Annotated in this window: 17 protein-coding genes; 4 read left to right on the top strand and 13 right to left on the bottom strand. The window is 47.9% G+C overall.

The window, feature by feature from the left end:
• Nucleotides 1–5: 5 nt before the first annotated feature.
• From HMPREF2661_RS05530 to HMPREF2661_RS05520, 3 genes are all read right to left on the bottom strand, one after another.
• Entirely contained in the window at nt 6–302 is a 297-nt protein-coding gene (locus HMPREF2661_RS05530; protein WP_003680870.1) for a helix-turn-helix domain-containing protein, read from the bottom strand.
• A gap of 424 nt (nt 303–726) precedes the next feature.
• On the bottom strand, nt 727–1,167 hold the full coding sequence (locus HMPREF2661_RS05525; RefSeq protein WP_070822664.1) for a TIGR01244 family sulfur transferase: 441 nt from the start codon (nt 1,165–1,167) through the stop codon (nt 727–729).
• Nucleotides 1,168–1,251: 84 nt separating this feature from the next.
• On the bottom strand, nt 1,252–3,003 hold the full coding sequence (locus HMPREF2661_RS05520) for a M61 family metallopeptidase (RefSeq protein WP_070822662.1): 1,752 nt from the start codon (nt 3,001–3,003) through the stop codon (nt 1,252–1,254).
• A 332-nt stretch (nt 3,004–3,335) separates the two neighbouring features.
• Between HMPREF2661_RS05520 and ccoN the strand changes: the two genes are divergently transcribed.
• From ccoN to ccoP, 4 genes are read left to right on the top strand one after another with little or no spacing between them, the layout of a single operon-like run.
• Nucleotides 3,336–4,769: a cytochrome-c oxidase, cbb3-type subunit I gene (gene ccoN, locus HMPREF2661_RS05515; RefSeq protein WP_003748780.1), complete on the top strand. Its 1,434-nt coding sequence runs from the start codon at nt 3,336–3,338 to the stop codon at nt 4,767–4,769.
• A gap of 24 nt (nt 4,770–4,793) precedes the next feature.
• Nucleotides 4,794–5,405 (top strand): cytochrome-c oxidase, cbb3-type subunit II, encoded by a 612-nt coding sequence (gene ccoO, locus HMPREF2661_RS05510; RefSeq protein WP_003748778.1) that lies wholly within the window; start codon nt 4,794–4,796, stop codon nt 5,403–5,405.
• A gap of 4 nt (nt 5,406–5,409) precedes the next feature.
• Nucleotides 5,410–5,607, top strand: a complete 198-nt coding sequence (locus HMPREF2661_RS05505) for a cbb3-type cytochrome oxidase subunit 3 (RefSeq protein ID WP_049323905.1) — start codon at nt 5,410–5,412, stop codon at nt 5,605–5,607.
• Nucleotides 5,607–6,953, top strand: coding sequence for a cytochrome-c oxidase, cbb3-type subunit III (gene ccoP / locus HMPREF2661_RS05500; RefSeq protein WP_079453803.1), 1,347 nt, complete (start codon nt 5,607–5,609; stop codon nt 6,951–6,953). Before HMPREF2661_RS05505 ends, ccoP begins: the two co-directional genes overlap by 1 nt.
• Before the next feature lie 151 nt (nt 6,954–7,104).
• Here the strand turns inward: ccoP and HMPREF2661_RS05495 are convergent, their stop codons facing one another.
• From HMPREF2661_RS05495 to HMPREF2661_RS05450, 10 genes are all read right to left on the bottom strand, one after another.
• Entirely contained in the window at nt 7,105–7,551 is a 447-nt protein-coding gene (locus HMPREF2661_RS05495; protein ID WP_049323906.1) for a ubiquinone anaerobic biosynthesis accessory factor UbiT, read from the bottom strand.
• The gene (locus HMPREF2661_RS05490) at nt 7,538–8,455 is read right to left on the bottom strand and encodes a U32 family peptidase (RefSeq protein ID WP_070822660.1); all 918 of its coding nucleotides are present in this window, start codon (nt 8,453–8,455) and stop codon (nt 7,538–7,540) included. Before HMPREF2661_RS05490 ends, HMPREF2661_RS05495 begins: the two co-directional genes overlap by 14 nt.
• 10 nt (nt 8,456–8,465) lie before the next feature.
• On the bottom strand, nt 8,466–9,473 hold the full coding sequence (locus tag HMPREF2661_RS05485) for a ubiquinone anaerobic biosynthesis protein UbiU (protein ID WP_003748766.1): 1,008 nt from the start codon (nt 9,471–9,473) through the stop codon (nt 8,466–8,468).
• Between the two features lie 334 nt (nt 9,474–9,807).
• A complete protein-coding gene (locus HMPREF2661_RS05480) occupies nt 9,808–10,428 on the bottom strand; it encodes a DUF2238 domain-containing protein (protein WP_049323908.1) in 621 nt (206 codons plus the stop codon).
• A 108-nt stretch (nt 10,429–10,536) separates the two neighbouring features.
• The gene (locus HMPREF2661_RS05475; protein ID WP_049323909.1) at nt 10,537–11,526 is read right to left on the bottom strand and encodes a phosphatidate cytidylyltransferase; all 990 of its coding nucleotides are present in this window, start codon (nt 11,524–11,526) and stop codon (nt 10,537–10,539) included.
• Nucleotides 11,523–12,230, bottom strand: a complete 708-nt coding sequence (locus HMPREF2661_RS05470; RefSeq protein WP_070822659.1) for a lysophospholipid acyltransferase family protein — start codon at nt 12,228–12,230, stop codon at nt 11,523–11,525. Before HMPREF2661_RS05470 ends, HMPREF2661_RS05475 begins: the two co-directional genes overlap by 4 nt.
• Before the next feature lie 63 nt (nt 12,231–12,293).
• Entirely contained in the window at nt 12,294–12,668 is a 375-nt protein-coding gene (locus HMPREF2661_RS05465; RefSeq protein WP_070822657.1) for a hypothetical protein, read from the bottom strand.
• Nucleotides 12,669–12,670: 2 nt separating this feature from the next.
• Nucleotides 12,671–13,957: a dual specificity protein phosphatase family protein gene (locus HMPREF2661_RS05460; RefSeq protein ID WP_070822655.1), complete on the bottom strand. Its 1,287-nt coding sequence runs from the start codon at nt 13,955–13,957 to the stop codon at nt 12,671–12,673.
• A 40-nt stretch (nt 13,958–13,997) separates the two neighbouring features.
• Nucleotides 13,998–15,125: a PIN domain-containing protein gene (locus tag HMPREF2661_RS05455; RefSeq protein WP_070822653.1), complete on the bottom strand. Its 1,128-nt coding sequence runs from the start codon at nt 15,123–15,125 to the stop codon at nt 13,998–14,000.
• Nucleotides 15,126–15,255: 130 nt separating this feature from the next.
• Nucleotides 15,256–16,998 (bottom strand): bifunctional alpha/beta hydrolase/class I SAM-dependent methyltransferase, encoded by a 1,743-nt coding sequence (locus HMPREF2661_RS05450; RefSeq protein WP_070822651.1) that lies wholly within the window; start codon nt 16,996–16,998, stop codon nt 15,256–15,258.
• Between the last annotated feature and the right edge of the window lie 248 nt (nt 16,999–17,246).

Below are 17,246 nucleotides of genomic sequence, written 5' to 3'. Positions count from 1 at the left end.
ATGAATTAGGCTTGGGTGTCGGCAGGCTCGGTCATTTGGCGGAGCATTTCTTGCGGCGGAAGGAGGAGTTTGTAAGGGGCGATTTTGAGTGCGGATGCGATTTTTTCGATGTTGGAAAGGGCGATGTTCCAGCGTTTGCGCTCGACGGCGGAGACGTAGGTGCGGTCGAGTCCGCATTGGCGTGCGAGTTCTTCTTGCGACCAGCCGTGGTTGACGCGGTAGAGGCGCATGTTGTAGGCGATAACGGCGCGGAGGTCTTGCGGATCGGGCAGGCTGGGAGGGGGAGTGAGTTTGTTGACCATGGTGTTTTGGTTTTGTGGTTTGAACGATAAGGGGATTTTATACTATTTTTGCTAGGGGAAAGGAAAGGCCGTCTGAAAGTTTCAGACGGCCTTCAAGAGGGTAGGTATAAAAAAAAAGGGGGTGGCACTCAGCCACACCCAAACACACACACATCAAGAGGAAAGAAAAATCATTTAATAAGAGAGCTGGCTCTTATCGAGGAAACTGGAGGATTCGGGCATGACCCTGAATCATTGGAAGGCATTATAAATGAAAATAGGATTGGGGTATTGACACAGGTCAATTCTGTTTTAATTTAGAAAATATATCTTCAAGATAGTGGAAATAAATTAAAAATAAGCTAAGGCCATCAGGCCGTCTGAATAATCGGTTTCAGACGGCCTGATGGTTTTAAGGGCTACTATTTACGATATAAATTAGGTATTAAGCCAAACCTTTATCTTTGGCTTCTTGCAGGCGGGCTTCAAAGTTGCTGAGATTGACGCCAGCCTGTTCGGCTGCGGCAACTACTTCGGCTACGGATGCGCCGTGTTGCACTTGATGATAACCCCAAAGCAGGGAGCAACGGGTGCCGGTACGGCAGAAGGCAAGGATAGGAGTCGGAGATTGTTGCAACAGATTTTGGAAGGCTGCGACATCGGCTGCGTTGATTTGAGGCGCAACAACGGGCTGGTGGGAAAATTGGTTGATGCCGGCCTCTTTAAACCAGTTTTGCACTTCGGTAAAAGCCGGTTGGTTTTCTTCTTCGCCGTCCGGGCGGTTGCAGATGACGGTTTGGATGCCGAGACGTACGGCTTCTTGGACATCGGCTTCGGTCAGTTGGGGGGCGATATAGAGGGAGTTGGTCAGCTTGCGGATGGGCATAGTTTTTCCTTTCTTTATATTGAATGGGTATGGGTATGTTGATTTCAGACGGCCTGTGAAGTAGCAGGCCGTCTGAAGTTTTATTTAATGATTGTACAACCAGTTTTCGAGTTTTGGGCGATCGGTAATGTGAAGCAGAGCGGTATTGGCTTCTGCTGCTTGGACTGTGATGCTGGTTTCGCGCAGCAGGCCTTGGCGGAAGAAATGGATGGTGGTGCGCGTGCCGATAGGCAGTTTGCTCCACTGTGCCGCAAGGTCGTTGCAGGCATAGCCGCCCAAGGCGATGATTTTGTCTTGCGGGCAGAGTCCGGCATTTTCTGCGCTGCCACCATTGAATACATGAGTCAGGACGGCATGGTCGCTGTTTTGTTTGAAACGTGCACCCAAATCGTTGGCTGGGGCAACCGATTGGGGTTCGCTTGCAAATGCTCCTCCGTGTTGGCGGGGCAGGGGGATAAAGTCGAGTTTGACACCTACGCTTTGCAGGCATTCTGCGAGCGGAAGGTCTTCGGTGCTGTATAAGGCCGTCTGAAAGAAGGTTTCTAAATCTAAACCGGTTATTTCTTGGCAACGGGTTTGCCAGTGTTTTTCGGGTATGCCTTGATGGGTGTTGCACCAGTCGCGATAGTGTTGCTGCATCACGCTGTCGAGGGTGTATTTGCCTTGGCTTTTTTCACGGATGATGAGGTCGAGGCAAAGTGCGGCCAGTGCGCCTTTTTGATAATAGCTGACGATGGCGTTGGGGCTGTTTTCGTCTTGTTTGTAGAACTTGTCCCATGCGCTGAAACTGGATTGGGCAAGTGTTTGTTTCAGACGGCCTTGTGTCTGCTGGACGCGTGTGATGCTTTGTGCAAGCAGGGTAAGGTAGGCTTCGGGGCTGATGGTTTTGCTTCGGGCTAGAAAGAGGTCGTCGTAGTAGGAGGTAATGCCTTCAAATGCCCAAAGTTGCTCAGTGTAGTTTTCTTGGTCGAGGTTGTAAGGTGCGAATACGGCCGGTTTGATGGATTTGACGTTCCATGCGTGGAAGTATTCGTGGGAGAAAAGGCCGAGCAATTCGGTATAGGCTTTGTCGGCCTCGCCCATATTATAAGGTGGCAGGCTGTGGCGGTCGGCGAGCAGGGCGGTGCTGCTGATGTGTTCCAGCCCGCCGTAGAGGTTGTCGCCCAGATGTAGTAAGAAAAGGTATTTGGTAAACGGGGCAGGGGAGGGGAACATCGCCAACTCGGTTTCGCAGATTTTTTGAATATCGGCGAGGAAGCGGGAGCGGTCAAAATCGGGATAGATGCCGCTTAATGCAATACGGTGGGGAATGCCTTGTGCTTCAAATTCGAGGAATTCGATGATGCCTGTTTCAACAGGATGATCAATAAGCTCGGCATATGAGGCCGTCTGAAAAGCGGTCGCCGAGGTTTGGGGCAGGGTGGTGGCTATCTGCCATGTGTGCGGCAGGGTGGAAAATTCGATTTGATGTGGCCGGTATTCTTGTCCGTGCACTTTTAAGAATAGACACGCGCCGTCGAAAAAGCCGCGCTCGGTGCTGAGGAACGAGCAGCGAACGGATAAGTCGAATGCGTAAACAGTGTAGTAAATTTCCCACGCTCCACTGAGGGCAGGGGTTTGCCAATGGTTTTTGCTGGTTTGTGTCAGTGGTTGGGCTTTGCCGTTGCAGCGCGCGCTGATGTGTGTGATGTGGCGGGCAAAGTCACGGATGAGGTAGCTGCCGGGAACCCAGTTGGGTAAGCTGATTTCTGTTTCTGAATCATTGGTTTGAGTGAATGATAAGGTGATGTGCCATTCATGGGACAGAAAGTTGGGGGTAATTTTGTAATTAATCATAGCTATTGGTTAATTTGCTAAAGTTTATTAAGAAGAAGGGGTTTTAAGGGGTGGGCTTAATCTATATCAATAAAACTGTATGAAAAAGGGGGCTTGAAAAAATACCCTGTCCGATTTAATGCGTATGTTTTAATAATTTATTGATTATAAAAGAAATGAATTTATGTCTTGCTAAATATTTTATGCAATGTGGAATGTAATTTTGCTTGGCATGTTGTGGTGTCTATGTTAAATTTAGAAAAATTTGAGCCTTGGCCGTATTGCGCTTTTCGTAAATGCAGGGGTTGGGGTGAGATAAAAATTTTTTATACCCATAATTTATGGAGACTTCCATGGACACACAAACTTATAACTACAAAGTGGTGCGCCAGTTCGCCATCATGACTGTAGTTTGGGGTATTGTGGGCATGTTGGTTGGCGTTATCGTCGCTGCCCAGCTTTTTGCTCCAGCCCTCGATTTATCCAATATCGGACCTTGGTTCCACTTCGGCCGCCTGCGTCCTCTGCACACCAATGCGGTTATTTTTGCATTCGGCGGTTGCGGTTTGATCGGTACATCATACTACGTTGTTCAACGTACATGTAATACCCGTCTGTTTGGCGGTTGGTTGCCTGCATTTACCTTCTGGGGTTGGCAGGCCGTTATCGTGGCTGCGGCCATCAGCTTGCCTATGGGTTACACCCAAGGTAAAGAATACGCCGAGTTGGAATGGCCTATCGACATTTTGATTACGCTGGTGTGGGTTGCCTACGCCATCGTATTCTTCGGTACGATTGCCAAACGTAAAATCAAACATATTTACGTTGCCAACTGGTTCTACGGCGGCTTTATCTTGGCCGTTGCGCTGTTGCACATCGTCAATAATATCAGCATCCCTGCCGGTTTGATGAAATCTTATCCGGTTTACGCAGGTGCGATTGATGCGATGGTTCAATGGTGGTACGGCCACAATGCGGTGGGCTTTTTCCTGACAGCCGGCTTCTTGGGTATGATGTACTATTTCGTACCTAAACAAGCAGGCCGTCCGATTTACTCTTACCGCTTGTCCGTCGTCCACTTCTGGGCTTTGATTTTCACTTATATGTGGGCTGGTTCTCACCACTTGCACTACACCGCATTGCCTGACTGGACTCAATCTTTGGGTATGGTATTGTCTTTGATCCTGTTTGCGCCTTCTTGGGGCGGTATGATCAACGGTATCATGACTCTGTCCGGCGCATGGGACAAACTGCGTACCGACCCGATTTTGAAATTCTTGATCGTTTCTCTGTCTTTCTACGGTATGTCTACCTTCGAAGGCCCGATGATGTCTATCAAAACCGTTAACGCTCTGAGCCACTACACCGACTGGACTGTTGCACACGTTCACGCCGGCGCATTGGGCTGGGTGGGCTTTGTAACCATCGGTTCCGTTTACTATATGATTCCCCGCTTGTTCGGCAAAAATGAAATGTACAGCACCAAATTGGTTGAGGCGCATTTCTGGATCGCGACCATCGGCGTGGTTCTGTATATCGCTGCAATGTGGATTGCCGGCGTAATGCAAGGTCTGATGTGGGGTTCTTTGAATGACGACGGCACGCTGACTTATTCCTTCGTTGAATCCGTAAAACGTACCATGCCTTACTACATGATTCGTTTCACCGGCGGTCTTCTGTACCTGAGCGGTATGTGCATCATGGCATATAACGTTTACCGTACTGCTATCAGTGGTAAAGCCGTTGATGCTGAGATTCCTGCGGTTTCTCAAACTCAACACCACTAATGACAAGAAAGATAGGCTACCAAAATGAAATTACAACAATTAGCTGAAGAAAAAGTCGGTGTACTGATTGTATTCACCCTGCTTGTAGTCAGCGTCGGCCTTCTGATCGAGGCTGTTCCGCTGTTCTTCACCAAGGCGGTTACCGAACCTGCACCCGGCGTGAAACCATATAACGCCCTGCAAGTGGCCGGTCGCGATATTTATGTGCGCGAAGGCTGCTACAACTGCCACTCTCAAATGATTCGTCCATTCCGTGCAGAAACTGAACGTTACGGTCATTACTCTGTTGCCGGTGAGTCTGTTTATGACCATCCGTTCCAATGGGGTTCTAAACGTACCGGTCCGGATTTGGCTCGTGTCGGCGGCCGTTATTCCGATGAATGGCACCGCATCCACCTGCTGAACCCGCGCGACGTTGTGCCGGAGTCCAATATGCCTGCATTCCCATGGCTCGCACGCAATAAAGTCGATGCCGAGGCAACTGTGGCGCATATGAAAGCCCTGCGTAAAGTGGGTACACCTTACAGCGATGAAGAAATTGCCAAAGCACCTGAAATGCTGGCCAACAAATCAGAGCTGGACGCTGTTATCGCCTACCTGCAAGGCTTGGGCTTGGCATTGAAAAACGTAAGGTAACATCATGGACGCTAACTGGGCTCGCTCGCTCTTTACTGTTTGGGTATTCATCAGCTTTATTTTAGTCCTCTATATTGTGTTCAATAGACGCAATAAGAAAAACTATGACGATGCTGCCAGCAGTATTTTCGATAATGACGAACAAAGGCCGTCTGAAAAGAACGATCAAGCTCAGTCAGTCCGTGATCACGGAGCAAAATAATGAACACAACATCCCAATTTACCAGTAGTTTCTGGAGTATATATATTGCCGTTATCGTCGTGCTCAGCTTCATCGGCCTGGCTTGGCTTCTGCTTTCGCAAAACGTTGTGAAACGCCCTAAAAAAGGCGAAGAAGTAAAAACCACAGGTCATGAGTGGGACGGCATTTCGGAGTACAACAACCCTCTGCCACGTTGGTGGTTTTGGCTTTATGTCTGCACATGGCTGTTTGGTGTCGGCTACCTGATTATGTATCCAGGTATCGGCGATTACAAAGGCCTGTGGGGCTGGAGCAGCCATGGTCAATATGAAGAAGAAGTTGCCAAAGCCAATCAGCAATACGGTAAAGTGTATGCTAAATTTTCCAATATGCCGATTGAGAAAGTGGCTAAAGATCCTGAAGCCCGTGCTATTGCGCAAAACCTTTTCAATACCTACTGTATCCAATGTCACGGTTCAGATGCCAAAGGCTCAAAAGGCTTCCCGAATTTGACCGACGACGATTGGTTGTGGGGCGGCGAACCTGAAAAGATTCAGGAAACCATCGAAAAAGGCCGTACTGCCTCTATGCCGGCATGGGGTCCTGCTTTGGGTGAAGAAGGCGTGAAAAATGTAACACAATATGTTATGTCTCTTTCTAAACCTAAAGGTCAATACGACGAAGAACGTGCAGAACGCGGTAAAGTCCTGTTTAGCGGCCCACCTGCCAACTGTTTCACTTGTCACGGCGACAAAGGTCAAGGTATCCAAGGCCTCGGCCCGAATCTGACCGACGATGTATGGTTGTGGGGTGGTACTCAAAAAGCGATTACCGAAACCATTACCAACGGCCGCAGCAGCCAAATGCCTGCTTGGGGTCACTTCCTCGACAAAGACAAGCTGCACATCATGACTGCTTATGTTTGGGGTTTGTCCAACAAAGACGGTAAAAAAGCTCCTGCTAAAAAAGCTGAGCCTGCTCCGGCAGCTCAACCTGCCGATGCTTCTGCTCCGGCGGCCGCTTCGGCTCCTGCTGCCGATAAAGCTGCTTCAGATGCCAAAGCTGCTCCGGCTGCTGAAGCCAAACCTGCTGAAAAAGCAGAAGCGGCTCCGGTTAAGGTAGACGGCAAAGCTGTTTTTGAAGCCAACTGTAAAACATGTCATGGCGGTATGATTCCGGGCGCACCTGTTGTCGGTAAAAAAGACGACTGGGCTCCTCGAATTAAGCAAGGTAAAGACACTTTGCACAAACACGCGCTTGAAGGTTTTAATTCAATGCCTGCCAAAGGCGGCAACAGCAGCTTGAGTGACGATGAAGTTAAAGCGGCTGTAGACTTTATGGCAAATGAGTCCGGTGCAAAATTCTAATTTTGAGTCGGATTGAAAAAAGCGTACCTAACAAGGTACGCTTTTTTATATTTGATAAAACCAATAAGAAAAACATATCAAAAAGAGGCAAAATATATAAGGCCGTCTGAAACATTCAGACGGCCTTTGTTCTTGGTTCAACCAAAATTAATCAATCCAAAGTGGATGTACTGCGTTTCAGGAACCATTCGCTGAAAGGCCACTCGACGCTGTCGAGTAAGTTTTTGGTAATTAACCCCAGTTCCGTATCGCCTTCAATTTGCAATTTACGGTTAAAAAATAAGGTATCGGGATCTTCCTCGCGCATCATCATACGCATGAAGTCTATGCCGTTGGCGGCCAGCCTCAGATCGGGAGCGCCGCTGAAGTTGTCGTCCAGGAATTTTTCCGTATCGGCACTAAACCGCACTTTGATACCGGCATCCAAAACTTCGATTTCGAATTTTCTTCCGGCAAAAAGTTCCATATCGGCAGGCAGTAAACCTTTCTTCAGCATGGTATTCAATACGGAGACCAAAACAAAGCGTGGAGGTTTACCGGGAAGTTTGGTACCGATTTTTGCCATCCATTTGGGTAATATGATTTCAGGCAGCGCCATAATATGCCTCCTTCACGGTTTCAATACCGGGCTGGCCGCGCCAATAGCCGTCAACCAGTGTTCCGGTAGTCAGTCGTTCCAACTCGGGGCGGACATCTTCCCATGTAGCTTTTCCGTCCAATACATCGCGGTGAATTTGGATAATTTCAGCCATGCCGTGCATTTGTGGCGACAGTCTGAGCATATTCACGCCGATTTTATTCAAATCTTCATGGTGGGGCAGTAGGTTTTGGCAGCCGTAAGACATGGTTTGGATGCCGTTGATGGTGAGAAACGGCTGGCCTTCGCGCGTATTCATGGCCATACCGTGCTCGTGGTCGAGGCAGCGGAACTCGCAACTGTCTTTATTCAGATTGTAATGGCGGGCGGTAAAGCAACGTGATGAATAGGCGAGCGGCATTTTGCCCCAAGCAAAGAGTTCGGTTTCAATGCCGTCTGAAGCCTTGATGATTTCTGCAACCTTATCGCGGCTCAGCTCGGACGGTGCAATCCAGCGGAATGCCCCTAATTTTCGGAATACGTCCAAAGTGGTTTCGTTGTAGATATTCAGGCTTGCGCCGGCAACAAACGGGATGCCGTGTTCGCGTGCCAATTTGACCGCACCCATGTCGTTGGCTTCAACTTTAAACTTTCCCTGCTCCGTGATTTTACGCAGGCGTTTCAGATCGGATTCGCTTTCGAGCAGGACTTGTGAAGAAAGAATAATCTCCTTACCGCTTTCCGCCAGGTCTTCAGCCAGTCCGAACCAGTCGGCAAAGCGCATTTTCTGACGGCGTGAGCAGACTACTTCGCCCAAATAAACCGTATCCAACGGCGTATCCAGCATGGAAACGTAAAATTCCAGCAGGGCTTCTTTTTGCCAGAAAAACAAAATAGGGCCCAGCGACAATTTCAATGAATTCATTTTTTTCCCCTTATTTCCATGGGCGGTTGTATGCGCCCAAAGTTGTCTGATGACCTTCCGAAACTTTGCTCAAGGCATTGTTCCAGGACGGATTGACTTTGAAATGCGACGGGTCGGCTGCGGCTGCATCCAGTGCTTGGCGCAGGGATTTGGTTACCTGCGCCGTATACATCGGACTGCGTTGGCGTCCCTCGATTTTGATGGCGGACACACCGATTTTGATGAGTTCGGGCAACATTTCCAAAACATTCAGGCTGGTCGGTTCTTCCAAAGCATAGTAAGTTTCATCATTGACTTCAAAGCGGCCTTTGCACAAGGTTGGATAACCTGCCGGTTCATTGGGTTTGTATTGGTCTATCAATACCTGGTTTAGACGTACGTTCATGCGGTCGGGCAGTTGTTCCCAGCGGACGGATTTTGCCGGAGAGCAGACACCTTGCATATTGGGCGATTCGCCTGTTGCATAGCTCGACAAGATGCAACGGCCTTCCACCATCACACACAAACTGCCGAAGCCAAAGACTTCAATTTCCACATCAGTATTGTCAATCACATGTTTGACCTGATCGATGGTCAGTACGCGCGGCAAAACGGCACGACGGATGCCGAACAGCTCTTTCATCATATTGATGGCTTCGTAATTGGTGGCCGAACCTTGTACCGACATATGCAGGCGTAAATTCGGATGTTTGTCTGCCGCATACGCCATGATGGCGGGGTCGGCAACAATAATCGCATCGGCACCCAAATCCGCCGCCGTATCCACAGCGGCGTGCCAACGCTCCACTTGGCCCGCTTGTGCGAATGTATTGATGGCCATCAGTACATTGCGCCCGCGCGCATGGGCGTAAGCTACGCCTTCCCGCGCCGATTTCATATCGAAATTCAGTCCCGGAAAGTTTCGTGCATTGGTCGCATCTTTCAAACCCATGTAAACCGTGTCCGCACCGTTGTCCACAGCGGTTTTCAGTGCAGGCAGGTTGCCGGCGGGGCAGACCAATTCTGGAATTTTCTGCATTTTGTGTTCCTCGTCTTGATGATAACCTCTATCGGGTTAATCAATATTTTGTAGAATTCCGGATATTTTATGGATTAATGACACAAGATATGCTGATTTAAATCAAATTGAAAAATTCAGGTTGACGTAGGCATATTGTTTACAAAATCTTAACAGACGTTGTTTTTTATATATTTCATGTGCTTAAAAATTTTGATGACGGATTTTGTTTCAAAATCGGCTTATGTTTTTAACTATCGTATTTATTAATTTTTACAATAATAGCGATAGAAAAATGAAAAAAGGCCGTCTGAAAATCTGGTTTCAGACGGCCTTTTGCTTTAAAGGGATATATTTAAGAGAAACCCAAACGTTTATCGGGTCGGGTAAACACAAAAATAAACAGCGAGGTTAACGCGCCCAAAGTATCGGCAAGCATGTCTTTTTGCGCGTCCCAAATATCGCCTTGAGAACCCAAGAATTCCAGTCCGGCCTCTCCGCCGTCGATGACGGCATATTGCCATTCGATGATTTCATAGGCGGCAGCCACGCTCATGATGAAGAACAGGGAGAAAAACAAAGCCAGCGGCAGATTACACAGCTTGCGGCGCAGTAGCCATTCAGCCATTGGATAGGCGTAGAAGCCGATGATGTAGTGGGCAATGCGGTCGTAATGATTGCGGTTTTCGCCCAAAATCGGTTCGACAAAGCGGTTGATGGATTCAAACGGCACATCGGCAAAAGTATAGTATGCGCCGATTGAATGCATAATCAGCCAGAAGCTCATGAATAAGTAGGCTAAGTTGCTGAAGCGGAAAATGCGGTAAGTGGCAACCAGAAGGAAGAATACGGATGCTACGGGGATGATTTCGGCGTACCAAACCGCGCGGTCATGGGGATTGATACCTGACCAAACAATGAGGGCGAAGATAAGCGTAGCAAGAAAAATGGGAAAGATTGGAGAGGGTTTATTCATATTGTGTATATGTAATAACAAGAGTTGCGTATTGTATAACGAATCGGCGGATTGGCGGTTTCGGATATTAGAGGCCGTCTGAAAAACAGCTTTCAGACGGCCTGAAGTTTAGCCGTTCCAGAAATAACGGGTGATGTGAAAGAACACGGGCGCGGCAAAGCAAATCGAATCCACGCGGTCAAGCATGCCGCCGTGGCCGCGTATCATATTGCCCCAGTCTTTGACACCATAATCGCGTTTGATGGCAGACATAACCAGGCCGCCAAAGAAGCCCATCAGGCAGACGATAAAGCCGATAACGGCTGCTTGGCCGTGGGAGAACGGCGTAATCGGCGCCATCAACGCGGCAATGGCCGTGGCCGATAAAATACCGCCGACAGTGCCGGAAATCGTTTTTGACGGCGAAAGCGAAGGCATGATTTTTGCACCGCCGATCAGTTTGCCCCAAACGTATTGCAACACATCCGATACTTGCACCACGCCAATCAGAAAAATCAGTAACAGGATATTGTTGCCGTTATCGAAGCCGTCCAAGTCTAGAAACATCAGCGCTGGAACATGGGACAGGCAGAAGATGCAAATCATCGCCATCCATTGTGTTTTGGCGGCACGTTCCAAAAAGTGCGCGGTTTGGCCGCTGAGGCTGGCAATAATCGGCAGTATCAAAAAGCCGTAAACCGGAATAAAAATGCTGAACATGCCGTACCAGCCGTCATAGACGAAATAGTATTGCACCGGCAGCAGCAGGTAAAAGCAGACCACCATGCTGTAATAGTCGCTGCGGCGGCGATAGACGAGGGTCATAAATTCGCGCAGTGCGGCAAATGAAATCAGGAAAAACAGTACAACCGTCCCGATTTTGCCGAACCAAAACGCACCCAGCAACACCAGCGTCATCAGCCACCATGCGTAAATGCGGGCGTTGAGGTTGGCGATGGTGGCATTATCTGCGCCGTTTTTGCGCTTGAGCCATTGTCCGATGATGCTGGCAAAACACAATACGGCAAACACGCCGACAAAAATATAGCCGGCTTGCGGAGTCAGATGAGCGGCGGCTTGTTCGACAATGATTTGTTGGGAAGTCGTAGAAAGGCTCATGCTTGTCCTCCTTTGTTTTGCTGAACTTCAGATTCATTTTGGCGAAGCACGCTGCGGTCGTTTTCAGACGGCCTGAGTGCCAGCAGCGCTTCACGGCTGCGTGTCAAAAAACTGTCTTTGTCTTCGTTTTCCTGCAAGGTAAGCGGCTGTCCGATATGAACTTCACACAAAAGTGGGATAGGCAGGATTTTGCCTTTGGGCAATACGCGGCTGATGTTGTCTATCCAAATCGGCACAAATTCGGTATTGGGTTTGCTTTTCGCCAGGTGATAAATGCCGGACTTGAACGGCAGCAGGATGGTGTTGTCGTCAGTGTTACGCGTGCCTTCAGGAAAAATAATCAAGGAGTCGCCTGCGTTTAGTGCGTCTTTCATCTGTTCGGTAATCGCTTGCGGATTATCGCTATGGCGCGGAATCAGCAAAGCGTTGAAAACGTTTTGAATGATGAAGCGTTTGAGTTTGCTTGTCAGCCAGTAATCCGAACCGGCGACAGGGCGTGTAGACAAACGCCAGCGGCGGGGCAGGGAAATCCACACCAACACAAAATCACCATGGCTGCCGTGATTGGCGTAATAAACTTTTTGGTGCTGATTGAATGTCAGCTCGCGCGGACTTTTAGGATGTACGCCCGTAAGAAAAGAGACCGACAGACACAAGGCTTGGTCGGTTAGCCAGGCAAGTTGTTTTTTGAGGAAGTTTTTCATTGTTTCTGCCTTTGGGAGTGAGATACCGCTAGGGATTTGGTTTGGATAAATCAGCCAAAATAATCAAATGCTTTGGATAAGCAAAATTAAAAATTGGGCGGCGGTTAGGTATAAGCTTTTGCGCCATAGGGAAAGTGCGCCGTTTATCCGTTGGGTCAAAGTACGGTTGCCTGAAATTTGGCGCAAACCGTTTTGCTGTAAGGATTGGTCAAAGTCTTCAGGAGCGTAGCGGTTGTCGGCAAAGTCTTGGAACACGCGGCGGTCGAAGTGAATGCGGATATGGCAGTACAACAAAACCGCTGCTAAGACGAGTTGCACCGCAAACCAAGCACCACCATATTTTGCCGACAAGGCGAGCAGCAAGGCATTGCAGGCGGCAACATAATGTGCGGTAGAGAGTAGGTGGGCAGTAATACGGCTATCGGTTGCGTTGTCCATCATCATCCTTGTTTTAAACGGGTGGCCGCAGCTTCAACTGCTTGGGCAGTGGCTGGCGATAATACCATTTGCGGCCGAGCCTGTTTGAGCTCTGCCTTCGCTTGCGTCAAGTTTTTGCAACCACCATAAACCAGCAGCCACGTCAGCACCACTGCGGCACTTCTTCCATAACCCAAAGCGCAACATACCAATACTTTGCCGTGTTTTTGGCGCAAGGTTTCCAATATCGAGGCCGTCTGAACCAAATCGTTTTCAGACGGCGTTACCATATCCAGTAAAGGCAGAGCGCGATATTCTCCTTGATGGCTACGGCAGGGATATTCGGCGCATACATCCAATACCGCAGGCAGATGGTTTGGAATCCCCAAAACGCTGCCAATCAGCACATCATGGCGGACTGGTGCCGTTTTCGCTTTACCGCGTAACCAATACGCCATGTTTAGCCGTACGCCCACCAGATAAGGCAATAGCAAAACCGTCGCTGCCGCCGATAATTTACCATTAGCCTGTTTTTGGAATACGTTTGCATTTCCTGTCAAATAGGCAAAAGCCACCATTAGCAAAGACACGCTAATCCATATCAGCCACAGCCACGCGCCACCCAGCAACGCGGGTAATGCCGTCAAACACGCACCAAGCAAATACAGCAGCGCAATCTTTTGTGAGCGTGCATGACTCAAGCCCAGTTTTAGCGGCGAAGCCATCTGACGTGGGAAAGCCCACAACACCAGCCAGCCGAGCAATGCTCCGGTTGGTACGTCGATAAAATGATGTTGATAAGTTGTCAGTACCGACAAAGCAATCAGGCTTTGCCATAAGAAAAGCGGCAGGTGGATTTTGGGAAAGCGCGTCCAATAAAATGCACCCACGATAATCGCCAACGCAATATGCAAAGATGGCGCTTGGTTGTACGGCAAATCAAATGCAGCCAATGAATCAAACAGCCAGCCCGACAGTCCATAGGCAGGCGGTTTAGACCACCCGAAACGCAGCGGAAACAGCACGAAGCAAAGAGTTGCAATCAGTTGGGCAGCTACAAGGTGCGCTACATATCGGTTTTGTTCATGTGTATCATGGCAAAGGAAAAATGCCGCGGCATACATCAGGTTCAGCGACCAATAAGGCACAATCGTCCATGCCCAAAACGGAATATTGCGCTCCCATGCAAAAGCGACTTCCGGCACATAGTCCAGCGATGCCGCGTAATGATTGGACAGGCCGTAGCTGGTGTAGAACAGGATACCGACTGACATCAGCTTGAGCAGGGAGGTTTTTAGGGAGGGTTTCATGGGGGATTAGTTAATAATTAAATATTTTGATTCCGTGAGCCTATTTAAGATAAGTGATATTCGTACCATCAATGCTAAGAACTTTTCTATTCAGTAGATGCTGTAATAGTTTTTCAGTTTCATGATTGTTGGATTTTGCATGTGCTTTTATAGTGTTTCGTAATGTACTGACTTTACCTGGGCGTTTTGATGGTTCAACTGACAGTGCGGCAATTACTTTTTTCCACATGGTTTCATCAGGCAAATGGAGTATTTTCTTTTGAGATATGGGATTGGGATTAGTATGGGGAAATGGAGCATATTCAATTTTTCCATTGTTTTGGCGAATATGGTTTTGTTCGCGCAAATGGCGTGCAAAGGCTTGAATATCCGCTTGACTTATAGTAAGTGATAGAGCATCTGCACGTTTCTGTACGGCATCTTGAAAATTAGTATAAGTTTTGGGTTTGATATTCAAAATATAACGTTGGATTTTCTGTAATAGATCATTGTCACTGATGTGGTAAATCACTATACCTTGCTCATCAACACTAATTAAGTTTTGTGTTTTAAGTTTATTAATAATATGAGCAGTTGTTGTTTCGCATTCTTTATCTGTTTTGCCTTGAAACTGTTCGCGTAAAATATATTTACACAGATTTTGTTGCAAATTATGTAAGCGAGTTGGAAGAAAAGCATTGGGCTGACGCAAAGCAGTTAAGGCTGCTTGAAAATAAGGTGCTAATGGCTGAGGTTGTTTGAGGGAGTTTTCAGATTGAGGGTGGGGTTCTAGTAGTTTTGTTGGAGGAGTAGTATTAATTTTTGTGTGCTGCACTTCATCTATATTTGCTAAGCGTACAACACCTTTTGCCTCCTGCTTTTCTAAGATATGTTCTATTAAGATATCGTAACCACCATCACGAGAAAGTATACCAATTTGAGCATCTGTATCTGTAGCTATAATTTTTCCAAGATAATAAGAAAGATAAAAATCTAATGCGTTTTTGCCTGATTTCTGTAAGTGAATAAGATGGACACGTTCGCCAAATGGAAGCAATGATGCCACTAAACTAATGGGTAATGATTTATGTTGTGTGCCTAAAAATAACCAAATATGAGTATCTTCAGTTGGTAATTTATCCAGATTTTGCGGTTGGATATTTTCAAAGTCGATTAGTAAGTGTTTCATAGTATTATTTAATTGGGCTGACGTTTATACCCAAAATCCCTTTTAATATTATTTTTTGTTGAGTTATTAATGCTCAACTTATATACCAGGCCGTCTGAAAGTTAAAAATTTGTTCAGACGGCCTTTATTTTTATTTCTTTACTGCCAAGCTCACGGTGAAAATACCGTCTTCGTCTATCCATTGATGGATTTTTTCAAAACCGGCTTTTTCAACCAGCTGATCCATTTCCTGTTGACTGCGGCGGCGCATTACCCAGTTTGGGCTGCCTGCTTTGTGGCTGGTCAGGGCGCGGGCAATCATTTCCAGTTGCGGATGCCAAGGCTGGCCGGTGTAAATCAGGTAGCCACCGGTTTCAATGGCCTCGCCGAAGCCGTAGAGCGAGTTCAAAATCAAATCATTGTCGGCAAATAATTCGTGTAAACCAGATACAATGCCCAATGTTGGACGCGGTTGCAAATCGTGATAATTGGCGCGGTCGTAGGCATTGACTTCATTGAAGGTTACCGTGTTTTGCAAACCACGCTCGGCAATCAGTTTGCGTCCGGCTTCGACATTAATCGGGCTGTAATCGCGCAAGCGTACGGAATCAGGCAATGTGTCGGCAGTCAGGGCATCCAATACATAGCGGCCATGACCGGACGCAATATCCAAAACGTGTACAGGTTTGCCTGCTTCACGCAATTTGGCTGAGGCCGTCTGAATGGCTTTGCCGATATTGACTTTGCGTTGGCGGATACCGCGCCAGCCGATGGCATTGAGATAGTATTTGTCCACCCATACACCGAAAGCGTTGCTGCCTTGCGGTTGATTACGGTAGACGTAATCCAGCGTGCTGCCCGAATCAAAACCTGTTTCTTGACCGATTCTCAAGCCTTCACTCCAGCGCGCACCCAGTTTGAGCGAGGCACGATATATTGCCCAAAATGCGCCGCGTGGCGAACAAATAGGCAAAGGCGTAGCCAGTTCGTCAGCTTCGCGGCGGCTGTCGCTGTGCAAATGGGCTTGGGTTAAATCAACTGGTTGCAAAGGTTGGTTGAAACGCTCGCGGATAAAACGGCGCATTTCTACAAACGCAATTTCACGGTCTTGCTCGCCTAGAGTATCGTGGTAGAAACCTGGCAGGATATGGCGCTCTTTAATATGGCTGCCCAAACGATTGTAGAAATCATGTTGCGGTTTGTGATGAACAACCCAATCGCTGCCTGAAATCAACAGTTGTACAGGCGTAGTAATCGCTTGTGCATCGGCGACTACACGTTCGGCCGCCTCATATAAACCCAGCAGAATGCGCACAGAAATGGCGCGGGCAATCAGCGGATCGTTGTCGTAGCTTTTTTGACGTTCGACATTGTGGGTCAGATAGTGGGCTTTGACGTAGCTGTTGACAAAGAAATTGCCGCGCCATTTTTGCATGATTTTCAAACCGGTACGGGCAAACGGAACATAGAGTTTGACTTTGAACGCAGGCGAAGCCAATACGGCGCAACGGATTTTCGGCGCGTAATCATGCAGCCAAGTAGAAACCAATACCGCACCGACACTTTGCGCAATCACGCAGATGTTTTCAGGTTTGATGCCGTATTCGCTTTGGATGTGTCGGATAAAATCGTCCACATCTGCAATCGAAGTGCCGATACTCGGACTATCGCCGCGTTCACCGGGACTGTAACCATGACCGCGCGCGTCCCAAGCGAAATAGGAAAAATCATCAAAACCCAGCTCATCCGCCACAAACATCATTCGGCCGGAATGCTCATGTCCGCGATGGAACAGCACAATGGCTTTGTCGGAAGAACCATCGGCAGCAGGGCGATAGCGGTAGAAAAGCGAAGTCCCGTCTTGGGTTGAAAAGAATTTTTGCTGTTCGGACATGAGAAACTCCTAATAGTCATATTTTTTGAACAGTATCATGACATATCGGATAAATGCAATGATTATCCGATAGACGGACGAATGCAATGATGGAGAGATATGGTAAAAGATGGTTTCAAATTTCACTTAAAACTGATGACAGTGATTGTTAAAAGAGTTAGATAGAGGGCGTTTGGATAACCTTACAAACTACTACCGACATATCATCATAAACTTTGGGGCTGACGTAGATTAGCCCTAAATTCCAC

It is taken from the genome of Neisseria sp. HMSC061B04 (genome assembly GCF_001836705.1).
Taxonomy (GTDB): Bacteria; Pseudomonadota; Gammaproteobacteria; order Burkholderiales; family Neisseriaceae; genus Neisseria.
This window is presented reverse-complemented; position numbering and strand designations above follow the sequence as displayed.

Bases quoted from the DNA above. Each gene is read 5' to 3' on its own strand.
- HMPREF2661_RS05525 (WP_070822664.1), bottom strand. From the start codon at position 1,167: ATGCCCATCCGCAAGCTGACCAACTCCCTCTATATCGCCCCCCAACTG.
- ccoP (WP_079453803.1), top strand. From the start codon at position 5,607: ATGAACACAACATCCCAATTTACCAGTAGTTTCTGGAGTATATATATT.
- HMPREF2661_RS05475 (WP_049323909.1), bottom strand. From the start codon at position 11,526: ATGAGCCTTTCTACGACTTCCCAACAAATCATTGTCGAACAAGCCGCC.
- HMPREF2661_RS05490 (WP_070822660.1), bottom strand. From the start codon at position 8,455: ATGAATTCATTGAAATTGTCGCTGGGCCCTATTTTGTTTTTCTGGCAA.
- HMPREF2661_RS05520 (WP_070822662.1), bottom strand. From the start codon at position 3,003: ATGATTAATTACAAAATTACCCCCAACTTTCTGTCCCATGAATGGCAC.
- HMPREF2661_RS05450 (WP_070822651.1), bottom strand. From the start codon at position 16,998: ATGTCCGAACAGCAAAAATTCTTTTCAACCCAAGACGGGACTTCGCTT.
- ccoN (WP_003748780.1), top strand. From the start codon at position 3,336: ATGGACACACAAACTTATAACTACAAAGTGGTGCGCCAGTTCGCCATC.
- ccoO (WP_003748778.1), top strand. From the start codon at position 4,794: ATGAAATTACAACAATTAGCTGAAGAAAAAGTCGGTGTACTGATTGTA.
- HMPREF2661_RS05455 (WP_070822653.1), bottom strand. From the start codon at position 15,125: ATGAAACACTTACTAATCGACTTTGAAAATATCCAACCGCAAAATCTG.
- HMPREF2661_RS05505 (WP_049323905.1), top strand. From the start codon at position 5,410: ATGGACGCTAACTGGGCTCGCTCGCTCTTTACTGTTTGGGTATTCATC.
- HMPREF2661_RS05460 (WP_070822655.1), bottom strand. From the start codon at position 13,957: ATGAAACCCTCCCTAAAAACCTCCCTGCTCAAGCTGATGTCAGTCGGT.
- HMPREF2661_RS05480 (WP_049323908.1), bottom strand. From the start codon at position 10,428: ATGAATAAACCCTCTCCAATCTTTCCCATTTTTCTTGCTACGCTTATC.
- HMPREF2661_RS05470 (WP_070822659.1), bottom strand. From the start codon at position 12,230: ATGAAAAACTTCCTCAAAAAACAACTTGCCTGGCTAACCGACCAAGCC.
- HMPREF2661_RS05495 (WP_049323906.1), bottom strand. From the start codon at position 7,551: ATGGCGCTGCCTGAAATCATATTACCCAAATGGATGGCAAAAATCGGT.
- HMPREF2661_RS05530 (WP_003680870.1), bottom strand. From the start codon at position 302: ATGGTCAACAAACTCACTCCCCCTCCCAGCCTGCCCGATCCGCAAGAC.
- HMPREF2661_RS05485 (WP_003748766.1), bottom strand. From the start codon at position 9,473: ATGCAGAAAATTCCAGAATTGGTCTGCCCCGCCGGCAACCTGCCTGCA.
- HMPREF2661_RS05465 (WP_070822657.1), bottom strand. From the start codon at position 12,668: ATGGACAACGCAACCGATAGCCGTATTACTGCCCACCTACTCTCTACC.